At 70.1% G+C, this 16,029-nt stretch carries 11 protein-coding genes; 5 read left to right on the top strand and 6 right to left on the bottom strand.

All coding sequences use genetic code 11. The features are described from left to right. Nucleotides 1-101 precede the first annotated feature (101 nt). The 4 genes from ACWDN5_RS41580 to ACWDN5_RS41565 are packed head-to-tail and all read right to left on the bottom strand — an operon-like array spanning nt 102 to nt 4,672. Nucleotides 102-1,514 carry a GH1 family beta-glucosidase gene (locus ACWDN5_RS41580; RefSeq protein WP_449680137.1) on the bottom strand — a complete coding sequence of 471 codons (1,413 nt, stop codon included), beginning with the start codon at nt 1,512-1,514 and terminating at the stop codon, nt 102-104. Beyond that, nucleotides 1,511-2,377, bottom strand: coding sequence for a carbohydrate ABC transporter permease (locus ACWDN5_RS41575; protein WP_310970569.1), 867 nt, complete (start codon nt 2,375-2,377; stop codon nt 1,511-1,513). The genes ACWDN5_RS41580 and ACWDN5_RS41575 overlap by 4 nt, the downstream gene beginning before the upstream one ends. After that, nucleotides 2,374-3,363, bottom strand: coding sequence for a carbohydrate ABC transporter permease (locus ACWDN5_RS41570; RefSeq protein ID WP_310970571.1), 990 nt, complete (start codon nt 3,361-3,363; stop codon nt 2,374-2,376). Before ACWDN5_RS41570 ends, ACWDN5_RS41575 begins: the two co-directional genes overlap by 4 nt. Nucleotides 3,364-3,367: 4 nt before the next feature. Continuing rightward, nucleotides 3,368-4,672 (bottom strand): ABC transporter substrate-binding protein, encoded by a 1,305-nt coding sequence (locus ACWDN5_RS41565; RefSeq protein ID WP_310970572.1) that lies wholly within the window; start codon nt 4,670-4,672, stop codon nt 3,368-3,370. 250 nt (nt 4,673-4,922) lie between these two features. Here ACWDN5_RS41565 and ACWDN5_RS41560 point away from each other — a divergent pair, with 250 nt between their 5' ends. The 4 genes from ACWDN5_RS41560 to ACWDN5_RS41545 all read left to right on the top strand — a co-directional run bounded on the left by ACWDN5_RS41560 (nt 4,923) and on the right by ACWDN5_RS41545 (nt 12,787). After that, entirely contained in the window at nt 4,923-5,918 is a 996-nt protein-coding gene (locus ACWDN5_RS41560) for a LacI family DNA-binding transcriptional regulator (protein WP_310970612.1), read from the top strand. 554 nt (nt 5,919-6,472) lie between these two features. Next, complete coding sequence (locus ACWDN5_RS41555; protein WP_310973202.1) at nt 6,473-9,391, top strand: glycoside hydrolase family 48 protein; 2,919 nt, start codon at nt 6,473-6,475, stop codon at nt 9,389-9,391. A 10-nt stretch (nt 9,392-9,401) separates the two neighbouring features. Beyond that, nucleotides 9,402-10,931 carry a cellulase family glycosylhydrolase gene (locus tag ACWDN5_RS41550; protein ID WP_449680136.1) on the top strand — a complete coding sequence of 510 codons (1,530 nt, stop codon included), beginning with the start codon at nt 9,402-9,404 and terminating at the stop codon, nt 10,929-10,931. 32 nt (nt 10,932-10,963) lie between these two features. Further along, on the top strand, nt 10,964-12,787 hold the full coding sequence (locus ACWDN5_RS41545; RefSeq protein ID WP_449680135.1) for a glycoside hydrolase family 6 protein: 1,824 nt from the start codon (nt 10,964-10,966) through the stop codon (nt 12,785-12,787). Nucleotides 12,788-12,989: 202 nt separating this feature from the next. Here the strand turns inward: ACWDN5_RS41545 and ACWDN5_RS41540 are convergent, their stop codons facing one another. Beyond that, nucleotides 12,990-13,517, bottom strand: a complete 528-nt coding sequence (locus ACWDN5_RS41540; protein WP_310973197.1) for a GNAT family N-acetyltransferase — start codon at nt 13,515-13,517, stop codon at nt 12,990-12,992. 48 nt (nt 13,518-13,565) lie between these two features. Beyond that, nucleotides 13,566-14,837 carry an ABC transporter substrate-binding protein gene (locus ACWDN5_RS41535; protein WP_449680134.1) on the bottom strand — a complete coding sequence of 424 codons (1,272 nt, stop codon included), beginning with the start codon at nt 14,835-14,837 and terminating at the stop codon, nt 13,566-13,568. 182 nt (nt 14,838-15,019) lie between these two features. Here ACWDN5_RS41535 and ACWDN5_RS41530 point away from each other — a divergent pair, with 182 nt between their 5' ends. Continuing rightward, nucleotides 15,020-15,970: a LacI family DNA-binding transcriptional regulator gene (locus ACWDN5_RS41530; RefSeq protein ID WP_449680133.1), complete on the top strand. Its 951-nt coding sequence runs from the start codon at nt 15,020-15,022 to the stop codon at nt 15,968-15,970. Nucleotides 15,971-16,029 lie beyond the last annotated feature (59 nt).

Genomic DNA, 16,029 nt, shown 5'->3' with positions numbered 1-16,029 from the left:
GCCGATGAGCACCACACGACCGCGGTGCCACGGCGCCGGCAGAACGTGGGTCTCGAACCACGTGTAGTTCACCCGCGCCGGTGCCCGCCACGATCTCCCCCTCAGCCCAGGCCGTTGAGGCCGATCACCCGGGAGTACCAGTGGGCGCTCTGCTTCGGCGTCCGCCGCTGCGTCGCGTAGTCGACGTGCACCAGGCCGAAGCGCTTCGCGTACCCCTCGGCCCACTCGAAGTTGTCGAGCAGCGACCAGTAGAAGTACCCGCGCAGGTCGACGCCCGCCTGGATCGCGTCGTGACAGGCCCGCAGGTGGGAGTCGAGGAACGCGACGCGGTCGGTGTCGACGATGTCACCGCCGTCGGAGACGACGTCGGGGTAGGCCGCGCCGTTCTCCGTGATGTACAGCGGCACCGACCGGTAGCCGCGGTGTACCTGCAGCAGCGACTCGGTCAGCCCGGCCGGCTGGACCTCCCAGCCGGAGTCGGTGCGGGGTGCCGCCGGGTCCGGGACGAAGTGCACGTCGCCCGCGCCGACCCACTCCGGGCCCGCCGGCTCGCTGCCCGGCACCGGACGGCCCGCGACGCGGTAGTCGCGGTAGTAGTTCACGCCCAGCCAGTCGACGTGCGCGGCGATGACCGCGGGGTCGTCGTCGCGCACGACCGAGCCCAGCCCGAACGGCTCGAGATCGGCGACCAGGTCGTCCGGGTACCCGCCGCGCAGCACCGGGTCGAGGAACAGCCGGTTCTGCAGGCCGTCGATCCGCCGGGCCGCGGAGACGTCGGAGACGTTCGCCGGGTCGTGCGGGGCGACCGGGTACAGGTTCAGCGTGATGCCGGCCGGGGTGCCCGGGGCGTGCTGCCGGATGATGTCCATCGCCAGGCCGTGGCCCAGGAGCAGGTGGTGCGTGGCGGCCACGGCCGCCGGGTGGTCGGTGCGGCCGGGCGCGTGGATGCCGCCCGCGTAGCCGAGCATCGCCGCGCACCACGGCTCGTTGAGCGTCGACCAGCTGGCGACGCGGTCGCCCAGCCGCGCGAGCACGGTCTCGGCGTACTCGGCGAACCGGTAGGCGGTGTCCCGGTTGGTCCAGCCGCCCTGTTCCTCCAGCGCCTGCGGCAGGTCCCAGTGGTACAGCGTCGCCCACGGCTGGATCCCGGACTCGAGCAGGCAGTCGACCAGCCGGTCGTAGAAGGAGAGCCCGGCGGCGTTGGCCTGGCCGCCGTCCGGCCGCACCCGCGGCCAGGCCAGCGAGAAGCGGTAGGCACCGAGGTTGAGCCGGCGCATCAGCCCGACGTCTTCGGAGTACCGCCGGTAGTGGTCGGCCGCCGGTTCGCCGTTGTCGCCGCCCCGGACCGCACCCGGGCGGCGGGCGAAGACGTCCCAGACCGAGTCGGTGCGCCCGTCGGCCGTCGTGGCTCCTTCCACCTGGAATGCCGCGGTGGCGGCGCCCCAGACGAAGCCAGGCGGGAACATCAACGCGGTCTCCGCCCGAACGCTGTCGGGATGTACGGACATGTTCACCCTTTCACGGCACCTTGCATGATCCCGGCCACGATCTGGCGGCCGAGGAGGACGAAGACGATGAGGATGGGGATGGTGGCCAGGGTCGTGCCCGCCAGGACGAGCGAATAGTCGACGTAGTAGCCGCTCTGCAGCTTTTCCAGGGCCACCTGGACGGTGGGGTTGCCGGCGTCCAGCACGACGAGCGGCCACAGGAAGTCGTTCCAGGACATCATGAACGTGAACATGGCGAGGATCGCCGCGGCCGGGCGCACCGCGGGCATGCAGACGTTCCAGAAGATCCGGATCATGCTGCAGCCGTCGACGCGCGCGGCCTCGATGAGCTCGTACGGCAGAGCGTCCACCGTGTACTGGCGCATCCAGAAGACGCCGAACGCGGTGACCAGGTTGGGCACGATCACCGCCGTGAGGCTCCCGGTCCAGCCCAGCTCGGACATCGCGATGAACAGCGGGATGATGCCCAGCTGGGTGGGTACCGCGAGCGTGACGACGATGAACACGAACAGCTTGTTCGCACCCCGGAACCGCAGTTTCGCGAAGGCGAACCCGGCCAGCGAGGAGAACAGCACCGTCGTCAGCGTCACCGTGCCGGACACGATGACGCTGTTGGCCAGCGCCTTCCAGAACGGCACGGTGTCGAACACCCGGGCCGCGTTGGCGAAGAAGTTGCCGCCGGGTACGAACGGCGGAATGCGCTCGGTGAGCATCCCGTTGTCGCGGCTGGCCACGAGGAACGACCAGTAGAACGGGAACAGCGAACCGAGCACGAAGATGGCCAGCACGACGTAGGTCGCCTTGCGGGGCTTGCCGAGCGTGGCGACCTTCTGCCGCACTCCGGTCGGCCGGCTCTGGAGTGTCGTCATTTCTTCTTCACCGCCTGGGGACGCGCGATCCGGCCGGTGATGAAGAAGTTCACCAGCGCGATGAGCACGATGATCACGAACAGCACCCAGGCGATCGCCGAGGCGTAGCCGAGATCGGCGTTCTGGAACGCCGTCTGGTAGAGGTAGAGCGTCACGGTCTGGAACTGGTTGGTCGAGCCGCCGTTGTTCGACCCGGGCATGGCGTCGAACAGCTTCGGCTCGGTGAAGATCTGCAGGCCGCCGATCGTCGAGGTGATCGTGACGAAGACCAGCGTCGGCCGCAGCAGCGGCAAGGTGACGTTCCAGAAGCGGCGCCACGTGCCGGCGCCGTCGATCAGCGCCGCCTCGTGCAGTTCCTTCGGGATGGCCTGCATGGCCGCCAGCACGATCAGGGCGTTGTAGCCGGTCCAGCGCCAGTTGACCATGATCGCGATCGCGACGTGGCTGCCGAAGCGGTTGGCCTGCCAGTCGACCGGGTCCAGCCCGATGGTCTGCAGCACGCCGTTGATCAGCCCGTACTTCGGGCCGAACAGGTTGGCGAAGATGATGCCGATGGCGACGAGGCTGGCCGCGTACGGCAGCAGGATGCCCACCCGCCAGCCCGTCGCACCGCGCAGCCGGGCCCCGAGCAGCGCCGCCAGCAGCACCGCGATGATGAGCTGGGGGACGCTGGAGAGCAGGAAGATGCTGATCGTGTTCGTCAGCGCGTTCCAGAACTGCGCGTCGGCGAAGAGCTCCTTGAAGTTGTCGAGGCCGATGAAGTCGGGGGCGTCGGTCCCGGCTTCCCACTTGAACAGCGAGACGTACGCGGTGTAGAGCAGCGGGAACAGCCCGACGATCCCGAAGAGGATGAAGAACGGCGCGATGTAGAGGTACGGCGAGACCTTGACGTCCCACCGGCTCAACCGGTGACGGAAGGTGGGCCGGGGAGACACTCGCTCCCCGGCCTTACTCCCTTCTGGCGCGACCTTGTCGAGGACGGTCATCGGTTCAGCGCGTGATCTTCTTCGCGGCGTCGACCATCTGGTTCCAGCCGTCCGTCGCCGACTTGCCCTGCTCGACCGCCTGCAGGGCCGGGCTGGAGGCGTTCTCCTGGATCTGGCCGTCACCGGGGCCCTTGTACTGCGGCTTCTGCACCTTCTTGGCCTGCTCGGCGAACAGCGCGCCGACCTTCGTGTCGCCGAAGTAGTCGTTGGTGTAGCTCAGCAGCGCGGGGTCGGAGAGCGCCTTGACCTGGCTCGGGAAGGTGCCCTTGGCCTGGAACGCCTTGATCTGCTGCTCCGGCGCGGTCAGCCAGGCCGCGAGCTCGGCGGCCTCCTTCGGGTGCTTCGACTGCGTCGGCACGGTCAGGTACGAACCGCCCCAGTTGCCGCCGCCGCCGGGGAAGGCCGCGGTGACCGCCCACTTGCCCGCGTTCTCGGGGCCGGCCTGCTCCTTGATCACGCCGAGCATCCACGCCGGGCACACCTTCGTGGCGAACGCGCCCTGCTTGAAGCCGGTGTTCCACTCGTTGCTGAACGCGGTGAGCTTGGCCGACTCGCCCTTGGCGACCGCGTCGGTGACCTTGGCCCAGGCGTCCTTGATGCCCTGGTTGTTCTCGACGGCCAGCTTGTCGTCCTTGTTGATGTAGCCCTCGGGCAGCTGGTTCACCATCGCGTTGAAGTTCTGCGCGGCCGAGTCGAACCAGGCCTTGCCGTTGCTCTTCTTGACGAAGTCCGCGCCGGCGGCGAAGTAGCTGTCCCAGGTGGCGAACAGCGGCTTGACCGCTTCGGGGTCGTCCGGCAGGCCGGCGGCCTTGAACATGTCCTTGCGGTAGCACATGGCGAGCGGGCCGATGTCGGTGCCGTAGCCGATGAGCTTGCCGTCCTTGGTCTTGGCGGCGTCGTACTTCCAGGGCAGCCAGCGGTCCGGCGAGGCGTCGGCCGGGCCGATCTTGCTCAGGTCGTTGAACTTCGAACCCTTGTCGAGGAAGTCCGACAGGTGGCCCTCTTCGAGCGCCGTCACGTCGGCGAGGCCGGAGCCCGCGGCCAGCTTCGTGACGAGTTCCTCGTGGTAGGGGCCGCCCTGGCCGGTCTTGCGGTGGGTGATCTTGATGTTGGGGTGCAGCCGCTCGTACTCCGGGATGAGGGCCTCGTAGCCGAACTCGGTGAACGTCGCCAGGGTCAGGTCGACGTGCTCATTCGGGTTCGCCGCCGCCGGTGGGGTCTGCTCACCGCCCCCGCTGCAGGCCGAGGCGCCGAGCGCCGTCATCGTGATGCCCAGTGCCAGGACCAGGCCGTTCCGGATCGTTCTCACGTGTCCAACCACCTTGTTGACGGGAATGAGCGCTCTCACTGCTGGGAGCCGATCTGGGAGCGCTCCCAGGTGTGGCAGAGTCTGCTGGGGGCGTTCACCGGTGTCAAGGGGTTGTAACCGGAGCGTTTCCTGCGAGGAGCGCTCCCGGACGCGCGAGGGCGTGAACGTTAAGCTGAGGCGGTCAGAGTGGCAGAGGGTGAGCGAGGGCGGTGCCGTGGGGCCTCGAGCAGGGGATGAAGAACGGCCGACACTGGAGGACGTCGCGGCGTTCGCCGGCGTGTCGCGGTCGACGGCGTCCCGGGCGTTGAACGACGACGCGTACGTCAGCGCGGCGGCGCGCGAGAAGGTCCTGGCCGCGGCCCGTGACCTGGGCTATTCCCCGAACCAGGCGGCGCGGTCGCTGGTCACGCGCCGCACCGGGGCGATCGCGGTGGTGCTGTCGGAGCCGGAGTCCCGGCTGCTCGACGACCCCTACCGCGCGGCCGTCATGCGGGCCGGCTACCGGGAGCTCGCCGACGTCGGCCGCCAGATGGTGCTGATCTTCAGCGACATCCGCGAGGACCTGAGCCGGACGGTCCGGTTCCTCGAGGGCGGCCACGTCGACGGCGCGCTCGTGTTCGCGCCGCACCGGGCCGACCCGCTGCCCAAGGCACTGCGGCTGCTGCGCATCCCGGTGGTGTTCGGCGGCCAGGCGGCCGGCATCCGCCGCGGCGTCCACGTCGTCGACTTCGACAACGAGGGCGGCGCCCGGCTGGCGGTCGAGCACCTGGTCGCGGCCGGGCGGCGGCGGATCGCGACGATCGCCGGCCCCCAGGACCAGAGCGCCCCGATCGACCGGCTCGCGGGCTGGCGCAAGACGCTGCTCGACGCCGGCCTCGACCCCGCCGACCTGGCCGAAGAGGCCGACTTCACCCTTTCGGGCGGAGCGAACGCGATGTCGGCCCTGCTGACCCGCCACCCCGACCTCGACGCGGTCTTCGTCGCCAGCGACATGATGGCGGTGGGCGCGTTCCGCACGCTGGGCGCGGCCGGCCGCCGCATCCCGGACGACGTCGCGGTGGTCAGCTTCGACGACAACGCCACCCTCGCCCCGGCGATGGACCCGCCCCTGACGTCGGTCCACCAGGACCCCCGCGAGCAGGTCCACGCCATGGTCGAGACCCTGATGCGGCTGCTCGACGACCAGAACCTCAAGCCGCGCCAGCACATCCTCCCGGTCTCCCTGGCGGTCCGCGCCTCGAGCTGACGTGTCGTCCCCCTGAGTACGCGTGTCGTCCACCCAGGTACGCGTGTCGTCCCCTCAATCACGCGTGTCGACCGTCCAGTCACGCGTGTCGACCTTTCGCGCACGCATGCCGACCCTCGGCGTCCCCTCCGGAGTCCGAACTGGCGTACCCGGAGCGTCGGCCGGCGTACCCCAAGGGTCGGTTCGCGGGCCTGGAGGGTCGACACGCGTGTTTCACGGGTCGACACGCGTGATTGGGGAGCCGACACGGTGTCCGTGACTCGATGGGTGGGAACGTTCCGGCCCGAGATGTACACATTCGGCGCTAAACAGCGTTTTCTGGGCACCTAACGTGACGGAAGTGCTGGGCTGAACGGGTGATGGGGCGACTAACGGGGTCGGCTGTTCAGGAGTGTTCAGTGAGCCGGCGTTCGCCGGGCGCGTAGATGTGACACCCGGCGCCGCGGTGTCCTTCTGACTCGATTCTTTACATCCAGGTTTCCGGCTGGCTACCGTCTGCGCCTGGAAGCGCTCCCAGATCGCTGGCTCCCTACGGACAAAGGAGTTCCGCAGCCATGCGTTCCTCCCCTCGAAAGCGCGCCCGTACGCTGGCACTGGCTTCGGCCGTGCTGGCGGCCACGGGTGCGGTGGTCGCCCCACCACCGGCGCTCGGCGCCGACATCGCCTGTTCCGTCACCTACACCACCAACGACTGGGACACCGGGTTCACCGCGAACGTCTCGCTGCGCAACGACGGAGCTCCGTTCGACAGCTGGAAGGTCGGCTGGACGTTCCTCGACGGCCAGAAGGTCCAGCAGGGCTGGAGCGCGACGTTCGCCCAGTCGGGCGCCGCGGTCACCGCGACGAACATGTCCTACAACGGCCACCTCGACACCGGCGCGAGCACGTCGTTCGGGTTCAACGGCTCGAAGGGCTCGGCCAACCGGCCGCCCACCGACTTCTCGGTGAACGGCACCGCGTGCACCGGCGCCAACAAGGCACCGACGGTCACCCTGACCTCGCCGAGTTCAACCGGCTCGTACTACGCCCCGGCGACGATCCCGCTGGCCGCGACGGCCGCCGACAGCGACGGCACGGTGAGCAAGGTCGAGTTCTACGCCGGTGACACGCTGCTGGCCACCGACACGGCCGCGCCGTTCGAAGGCAGCTGGGGCAACGTCCCGGCCGGGACGTACTCGATCAGCGCCAAGGCCTACGACAACAAGGGCGCCAGCACGACGTCCAGCCCGGTCAGCGTGAAGGTCCTCTCCGGCCCGACGATCGTCGCCGCCCCGGCGACCGCGCAGGTCAAGCAGGGCGGCACGACCACCTTCGCGGTCTCCCTCGCCGGTGCCCCGACGGCCCCGGTCACCGTCGCCGTCGCGCGCACGGCCGGGAGCACCGACCTCACGGCCGCGCCGACGAGCCTGACGTTCACGACGGCGAACTGGAACGTGCCGCAGAACGTCACGGTCACCAGTGCCGACAACGGGGGAGCGCTCGGGAGCGCGACCTTCACCGCGAGCAGCAGCGGCTACACCGCGGCCACGGTGGCGGTCAACGAGATCTCGTCGTCCACTTCGGACTACCAGCTCGCGTTCCTGACGCAGTACAACAAGATCAAGGACCCGAACAACGGCTACTTCCGCAAGTTCGGCAACATCCTGGTGCCCTACCACTCGATCGAAACGCTGATCGTCGAGGCACCGGACCACGGGCACGAGACGACGTCGGAGGCGTTCAGCTACTACCTCTGGCTGGAGGCGTCCTACGGCCGGGTGACCGGTGACTGGGCCCCGTTCAACCAGGCGTGGACGTCGATCGAGACGTACGCGATCCCGTCGGCGGCGGACCAGCCGGGCAACTCCGGGTACAACGCCAGCAAGCCGGCGACGTACGCGGCGGAGTACCCGACCCCGAAGTCCTACCCGTCGCCGCTGCAGAGCAACGTCTCGGTCGGGTCCGACCCGATCGCGGCGGAGCTGAAGGCGGCCTACGGTTCGCCGGACGTCTACGGCATGCACTGGCTGCTCGACGTGGACAACATCTACAAGTTCGGCCACTGCGAGGACGGCACCAACACCGCGCCGGCGTTCATCAACACCTTCCAGCGCGGCTCTCAGGAGTCGGTCTGGGAGACGGTGACCCAGCCCAGCTGTGACGTGCTGAAGTTCGGCGGCAAGAACGGGTACCTCGACCTGTTCACCGGCGACTCCTCCTACGCCAAGCAGTGGAAGTACACCGACGCGCCCGACGCGGACGCCCGCGTGGTGCAGGTGGCCTTCCAGGCCGAGAAGTGGGCCCAGGCCCAGGGCAAGAGCGCCGATGTCGCGGCCGTGCTGAAGAAGGCCTCGAAGATGGGCGACTACCTGCGGTACTCGCTGTTCGACAAGTACTTCAAGAAGATCGGCAACTGCGTCGGGGCCTCGAGCTGCCCGGCCGGGACCGGCAAGGACAGCGAGCACTACCTGATCTCGTGGTACTACGCCTGGGGCGGTTCGATGGACTCCTCCAGCGCGTGGGCGTGGCGGATCGGGGACGGTGCGGCGCACCAGGGTTACCAGAACCCGCTGGCCGCGTACGCGTTGTCGGCCGACCCGGGCTTGAAGGTCACTTCGGCGACCGGCGCCACCGACTGGGCGACCAGCCTCAGCCGGCAGATGGAGTTCCTGCAGTGGCTGCAGTCGTCCGAAGGCGGTCTCGCCGGCGGCGCGACCAACAGCTGGGAGGGCCAGTACGGCACCCCGCCCGCGGGCACGCCGACCTTCTACGGGATGTACTACGACTGGCAGCCGGTCTGGCACGACCCGCCGAGCAACCAGTGGTTCGGCTTCCAGACCTGGGGCATGGAACGGATCGCCGAGTACTACCAGGCGACCAACGACGCCCGGGCGAAGAAGATCCTCGACAAGTGGGTGCCCTGGGCGATCGCGAACACCACGGTCGGGGCCGGCGGCAGCTTCCAGATCCCGTCCGACCTGACCTGGAGCGGCGCGCCGGACACCTGGAACGCCACCAGCCCGGGTGCGAACAACAGCCTGCACGTCTCGGTGAAGAACTACAGCCAGGACGTCGGGGTCGCGGCCTCGCTCGCCAAGACGCTGCTCTACTACGCGTCCGGGTCGAGCAACGCCCAGGCCAAGACGGTCGGGGAGCAGCTGCTGACCGCGCTGTCGGCGAACACCGACAGCAAGGGCATCGCGGTGCCGGAGACCCGGTCGGACTACGACCGGTTCGACGACAAGTACAACGCCACCACGGACCAGGGGCTCTACGTGCCCTCGGGCTGGACCGGCACGATGCCGAACGGCGACGCGATCAACTCCAGCTCCACGTTCCTGTCCATCCGTTCCTTCTACAAGAGCGACCCGCAGTGGCCGAAGGTCCAGGCCTACCTGGACGGCGGCGCCGCGCCGACGTTCACCTACCACCGGTTCTGGGCGCAGTCGGAGATCGCCACGGCGTTCGCCGCGCACGTCGCCCTGTTCGGCTGAGAGGCACTTGATGAAGCGACTGCTCTCGCTGGTGGTCGCCGCACTGGTCGGGGGCGCCGTTCTCACGGCGTCCCCGGCCACCGCGGCCCCGCAGACCACGGCGGCGGCCGGCACCGGCACCGGGTTCTGGCACGCCAGCGGATCCCAGCTGGTCGACGCGACCGGCGCGCCGGTCCGGATGACCGGGATCAACTGGTTCGGCGCCGAGACGGCCAACTACTCGCCGCACGGGCTGTGGAGCCGCAACTACAAGGACATGCTCGACCAGATGGCCGGGCTCGGGTACAACACGCTGCGGCTGCCGTACTCGAACCAGCTGTTCGACAGCGGTTCGAAGCCGGTCAGCATCGACCAGGTGGCGAACCCGGACCTGCAGGGCCTGTCCGGCCTGCAGGTGCTCGACAAGATCGTCGCCTACGCCGGTGTCAAGGGCATGCGCGTGCTCCTGGACCGGCACCGGCCGGACTCCGGCGCGCAGTCCCCGCTCTGGTACACCAGTGCCTACCCCGAAAGCCGCTGGATCTCCGACTGGACGATGCTGGCCCAGCACTACCGGGGCAACCCGACGGTGATCGGCGCGGACCTGCACAACGAACCGCACGCGATCCAGGGCGGCGGGGGAGCGTGCTGGGGCTGCGGCGACACCGCGACCGACTGGCGGCTCGCCGCCGAACGGGCCGGCAACGCCGTGCTCGCGGCCAACCCGGACTGGCTGATCGTCGTCGAAGGCGTCGACTGCGTCAGCGGCACCGGCGATCCGGAGTGCGGCTGGTGGGGCGGCAACCTTTCCGGGGCGAAGCAGTTCCCGGTACAATTGTCCAAACCGGACAAGCTGGTGTACTCCGCGCACGAGTACGCGACTTCGGTGTTCGCCCAGAAATGGTTTTCCGACCCGGCTTTCCCGGCGAACCTGCCCGCGTTGTGGGACCACTTCTTCGGCTACCTGCACAAGCAGAACATCGCGCCGGTGCTGCTCGGCGAGTTCGGTTCCACGCTCGCCGACCCGCGCGACAAGGTCTGGCTGCAGGAACTGATGAAGTACGCCGGCACCGGCACGTCCGGGATGAGCTTCACCTACTGGTCGTGGAACCCGAACTCGGGGGACACCGGCGGCATCCTCAACGACGACTGGACCACGGTCAACCAGACCAAGCAGGCGATCCTGCAGCCGTACCTGATCCCGCCGGTGGGTTCGGGCGGCGGCACGACCGACCCGCCGCCGGCGGCGAGCTGCGCGGTCACCTACCACGTCGACAACACCTGGCCGGGCGGCTTCACCGCGACCGTGACACTGAAGAACACCGGCGGCTCGGCGCTGAAGAACTGGGCGCTCGGCTGGACCGTGCCGTCCGGCACGCAGCTCACCGGCGGCTGGAACGCCACCGTCACGCAGACCGGGCAGCAGGCGAGCGCCAAGGCGCCCGCCTGGGCACCCGACCTGGCCGGCGGGGCGTCGGTCTCGATCGGCGTCCAGGCCACCGGCCCCTCGACCGGCACGCCGGGCGGCTTCGCCGTCGGCGCGACCGCCTGCACCACCTGACCCACCCACGGAACGATTAAGGAGCGCACTCGATGAGGAGTGAATTCTGGTCCGCGAAGAGGAAGTCACGGTTCGCCGTGGCGTCCTCGGTGACCGCGGCGGCGATGACCGCCGGATTGCTGGTGGCCGGGGGCAGTCCGGCGGGCGCCGCCACCGGCTGCAAGGTCACCTACACGGTCAACCAGTGGGACACCGGCTTCACCGCGAACGTCGCCGTCACCAACCTGGGCGACGCCGTTTCGTCCTGGAACGTCGAATGGGACTTCGCCGGCAACCAGCAGGTGCAGCAGGGCTGGAGCGCCACGTTCAGCCAGAGCGGCAAGCACGTGAGCGCGAAGAACCCGTCGTGGGGCGGGAACCTGGGCTCGAACGCCACGGCCAGCTTCGGCTTCAACGGCTCGTACTCGGGCACCAACGCCATCCCGACGTCGTTCTCGCTCAACGGCGCGCACTGTGACGGCACGCCGCAGACCACGACGCCGACCACCACGCCCACCACGCCGACGACCCCGACCACGCCGACGACCCCGACCACTCCCACCACCCCGACGACGGTGACCACGACGCCGCAGCCCGGGACCCACGTGGAGAACCCGTACTCCGGCTCGAAGGGGTACGTGAACCCGGACTGGTCGAGCCAGGTGAGCGCGGCGGCCGCGGCCAAGGGCGGCACGCTCGGCGCCCAGATGGCCAAGGTGGCCAACACCTCGACCGCGGTCTGGCTGGACCGGATCGCGGCGATCGAGGGCACGTCGAGCGCGCGCGGCCTGCGCGGGCACCTCGACGCGGCGCTGGCCCAGCAGACCGGCAGCACGCCGGTGACCATCCAGATCGTCGTCTACGACCTGCCCAACCGCGACTGCGCGGCGCTGGCGTCCAACGGTGAGCTGAAGGTCTCGCAGAACGGCCTGGCCCGCTACAAGAGCGAGTACATCGACCCGATCGCGTCGATCCTGTCCGACGCGAAGTACGCGCCGCTGCGGATCGTGGCGATCGTGGAGCCGGACTCGCTGCCGAACCTGATCACGAACACCTCGATGGCGACCTGCGCGGAAGCGCAGTCCAGCGGGGCGTACGCGCAGGGCATCCAGTACGCGCTGAACAAGCTGCACGCGATCTCCAACGTCTACAACTACCTGGACATCGCGCACTCGGCGTGGCTGGGCTGGGACAGCAACTTCCAGCCGTTCGTCAACCTGGTCAAGCAGACGCTGCAGGGCACCACGGCCGGCGTGAACAGCATCGACGGCTTCATCAGCTCCACGGCGAACTACACGCCGCTGACCGAGCCGAACCTGCCCGACCCGAACCTGAACGTGGGCGGCCAGGCGCTGAAGTCGGCGACGTTCTACCAGTGGAACCCGTACTTCGCGGAGGTCCCCTTCGCCACCGCGATGTACAACGCCTTCGTGGCGGCCGGCCTGCCGAGCGGTATCGGCATGCTGGTCGACACCTCCCGCAACGGCTGGGGCGGCTCGGCCCGGCCGAGCGGCGCTTCGGGATCCACTGTGGACGCGTACGTGAACTCGGGCCGGATCGACCGGCGGCTGCACCGCGGCAACTGGTGCAACCAGAGCGGTGCGGGCCTGGGTGTCCGGCCGACGGTGGCCCCGCAGGCGCACTTCGACGCCTACGTCTGGATCAAGCCGCCGGGTGAGTCCGACGGCGCGAGCCAGCAGATCCCGAACGACGAAGGCAAGGGCGCGGACCCGATGTGCGACCCGACCTTCCACGGCACCCAGCAGGCCAACGGCGGCAACCTGACCGGTGCCCTGCCGAACGCCCCGCTGTCGGGCAAGTGGTTCGAAGCCCAGTTCGAGGAACTGGTCCAGAACGCCTACCCGCCGGTGCAGTAAAAGACCCCGGACCGGGCGGTGCCGCGCAGCCGCCGCCCGGTCCGGCCTCCACCACGGTGGCAGTGGCCCGTCCCGCCGGGCCGCTCGCCGCAGTCCCGCCCGCGCCGCCTGACCGGCCGGGCGGGACAGCGTGATCCGGCCCGGCGTCCGCAGCGGCCTCCTGCGACCCCGGGCCGGATCCCGCGGCGCGCCCTTCGGCCGCTCAGCCGAGGTCCTTGCGGAAGCTCAGCCGGTCCAGGCCCGGCCCGTCGTAGTCGGGCTGGACCGGTACCCCCTCGAACTCCTTCGGCCCTGGTTCGGTGACGAACCCCATCCGGGTGTGGAACGCGTGCGAACCCTTGTTCTCCGGCGAAGTGATCGCCCGGACCACCGAGCGCCCGTGCGCGGCGCTGTAGGCGAAGAAGCGCTCGTAGAGCGCCGCGCCCAACCCGCGGCCGCGTTCGGCCGGCTCGACTCCGACGAAGTGGATGTAGCTCTCGGCCGGTCGCGACGGCGAGAGGAACCCGATCAGGAACGCGACGATCCGCTCGTCCGCCGTCACCAGGACGCTGCTGCCGGTGAAGTGCTGGAACATCAGCTTCGGCAGGAGCAGCGCCCGCTGGCGGGAGCCCGCCTCGCCGCCGAGGCCGCCCCACCAGCGGTCGAGGACGGCCAGCACGGGGAGGTGGTCGTCCGGGCCGGGGTGCCGGATCGTGTGGTGCCGCCAGGGCTCGGGCAGGGGGATGAGCACGGTCTCCACCCTGCCCGGCCCGGCGGCCTCCGGCGAGCGGGTTTCCGGTCAGGGGACGACCCGGTGCACCCCGACGAGCACCTGCTGCCACACGGCGGCGGGGTCGGCGCCCTGCTCGACCGCCTTGAGCGCCGGCGCGATCACCGTCTCCTGGATCTTGCCGTCACCCGGCCCCTTGTACTGCGGTTTGCCGACCTTGCGGGCCTGGGCGACGAAGATCTGGCCGCTCAGCGTCGCGCCGAAGTAGCCGTTCATCTCGCTGAGCAGGTCCGGCGAGGTGAAGGCGTCGACCTGGCTGGGGAAGTTCCCGCTGACCCGGAACGCGTGCAGCTGCTGCTCCGGCGCGGTCAGCCAGGCGGCGAGCGCGGCGGCCTCCTTCTGGTGCGGGCTCGAGGCCGGCACGGTGAGGAAGGACCCGCCCCAGTTGCCGCCGCCGTCGGGGAAGGCGTCGGTGAGCGCCCACTTGCCCGCGTTGCCGACCCCGGCCTGCTGCTCGATGACGCCGAGCATCCACGAAGGACAGACCTTCGTCGCGAAGGCGCCGGTGCGCAGGCCGTTGTTGCCGTCGTCGGCGAAGGCGGTGAGCCCGGCCGACTGCCCCTGCTTCACCGCGGTGGTCACCTGGTTCCAGGCGTTCCGGAGCGCGGTGTTCGTCTCCAGCGTCGAGTGGTCCTCGCGGTCGAGGTAGCCGATCGGGAGCTGGTTGACCTTCGCGTTGAAGACCTGCGCCGCGGAGTCGAACCACGGCTTGCCCTTCGAGCGCTTGACGTACTTCTCGCCGGCCTTGAAGTAGCTGTCCCAGGTGGCGAACATCGTCTTCACCGAGCCCGGGTCGGTCGGCAGGCCGGCGGCTTCGAGCAGGTCCTTGCGGTAGCACATGGCCAGCGGGCCGATGTCCGTGCCGTAGCCGACGAGCTTGCCGTCCTTGCTGCGGCCCGCCTCGTACTTCCACTCCAGCCACCGGCCGGGTTTGACGTCGGGCGGCCCGATCTCGGCGAGGTCGGCAAACTTGTCGGCGTGGGCGAGCACGTCGGCGAGGTGGCCCTCCTCGACGGCCTGGACGTCGGCGAGCTCCTGGTTCTTCTGCAGCTTGTTCAGCAGGTCTTCGTGGTACGGTCCGCCCTGCTCGGTCCGGACCTGGCGGATGGTGAGCCCGGGGTGGGTGAATTCGTAGCCGGGGATCAGGTCGTCGTAGCCGAACTGGCCGAAGGTCGCGACGGTGAGCGTGATCCGCTCCGGTGTGGCCGGTCCGCATCCCCCGATCAGGAAGAGCAGGACGACGGCGGCGGCGAAGGCCGCCGATCTTCGGATCTGCCTCATGCGCGCGCACTCCCCATCCACGGCACGCTCCTTGCCCCCGTTGGCTGGGAGCGCTCCCGGGGCGAGTCTTGTTTCCCGGTGCGGCGGGTGTCAAGGTGCGCGACGGCGGGTGTCCGCGCGAACACGGACCGCGGGCTCCCGCGCAGGTGGTGCCCGGGGTCCCGGTGTGGAGAGAGGGTGCGATGAAGCGTCCGACGATCAGCGACATCGCGAGGGAGGCCGGCGTCTCCAAGGGCGCGGTCTCCTACGCCCTCAACGGCCGGCCCGGCGTCTCGGAGGCCACCCGGCGGCGGATCACCGAGATCGCCCGGGAGCTCGGGTGGGCGCCGAGCAGCACCGCGCGGGCGCTGTCCGGCGGCCGGTCCGGGGCGCTCGGCCTGGTGCTCGACCGGTCCCTGGAGGAGTTCGTCCCGGCGCTGCTCGACGGCTTCGAGGGCGAGCTGCTGCTGCAGGTGGCTCCGGGCCGCGAAGCCGCGCTGGCCATCTACCGCCGCTGGCGCGCCGAGCGGAGGGTCGACGGCGTGCTGCTCACCGAGCCGGGCTGCGCGGCCGAACTGGTCCGGATCGGCCTGCCGGCGGTGGTGCTCGGCGGGCCGGGCGGGGTGCCGGGCGTGCCGTCGGTGCTCGTCGACGACGTCACCGGGGCCGCGGAGGCGCTGGCCTACCTCGCGGCCCTGGGGCACCGGCACGTGGTCCGCATCGCGGGCGCGGCGGCGTTCGCCGACCCGGCGGCGCGCCGGAGGGCCTTCACCACGGCGGCGACGGGCCTGCCGCACCCGGAGACCGTCCACCCGGAACCGTCGGCCGACGCGGTCCGCCGCGTGCTGGCCGAGCGCCCCCGGCCCACCGCGCTGCTGTGCGACACCGACGACCTCGCGGTGGCCGCGCTCGCCGCCGCGCGGGAACTCGGCCTCGTGGTGCCGAGGGACCTCTCGGTGGTGTCGTGGGACGACACACCGTTGTGCCGGCTGGTCCGGCCGGCGCTGACGGCGATCCGCCGGCCGCTGGCCGAGCTCGGCTCGCTGGCGGCTTCGGTGCTGCGGGACGTGCTGGCGGGGGAGCGGACCGGCGATGTGCAGACGTCCCGGCCGAGGCTGATCACGCGGGGGAGCACCGGTCCGGCGAACGCGTGAAGGCGGCTCCCGCCCGGTGCCGCTGCCGCGAATGACTCATTCGGGACCTCCGAGGTCCC

The organism is Amycolatopsis sp. NPDC003731 (genome assembly GCF_053586895.1).
This window is presented reverse-complemented; position numbering and strand designations above follow the sequence as displayed.

What these genes read in the sequence shown, in the direction of transcription:
- ACWDN5_RS41575 (WP_310970569.1), bottom strand. Translation starts at nt 2,377, where the DNA reads ATGACGACACTCCAGAGCCGGCCGACCGGAGTGCGGCAGAAGGTCGCC.
- ACWDN5_RS41570 (WP_310970571.1), bottom strand. Translation starts at nt 3,363, where the DNA reads ATGACCGTCCTCGACAAGGTCGCGCCAGAAGGGAGTAAGGCCGGGGAG.
- ACWDN5_RS41555 (WP_310973202.1), top strand. Translation starts at nt 6,473, where the DNA reads ATGCGTTCCTCCCCTCGAAAGCGCGCCCGTACGCTGGCACTGGCTTCG.
- ACWDN5_RS41550 (WP_449680136.1), top strand. Translation starts at nt 9,402, where the DNA reads ATGAAGCGACTGCTCTCGCTGGTGGTCGCCGCACTGGTCGGGGGCGCC.
- ACWDN5_RS41545 (WP_449680135.1), top strand. Translation starts at nt 10,964, where the DNA reads ATGAGGAGTGAATTCTGGTCCGCGAAGAGGAAGTCACGGTTCGCCGTG.
- ACWDN5_RS41535 (WP_449680134.1), bottom strand. Translation starts at nt 14,837, where the DNA reads ATGAGGCAGATCCGAAGATCGGCGGCCTTCGCCGCCGCCGTCGTCCTG.
- ACWDN5_RS41530 (WP_449680133.1), top strand. Translation starts at nt 15,020, where the DNA reads ATGAAGCGTCCGACGATCAGCGACATCGCGAGGGAGGCCGGCGTCTCC.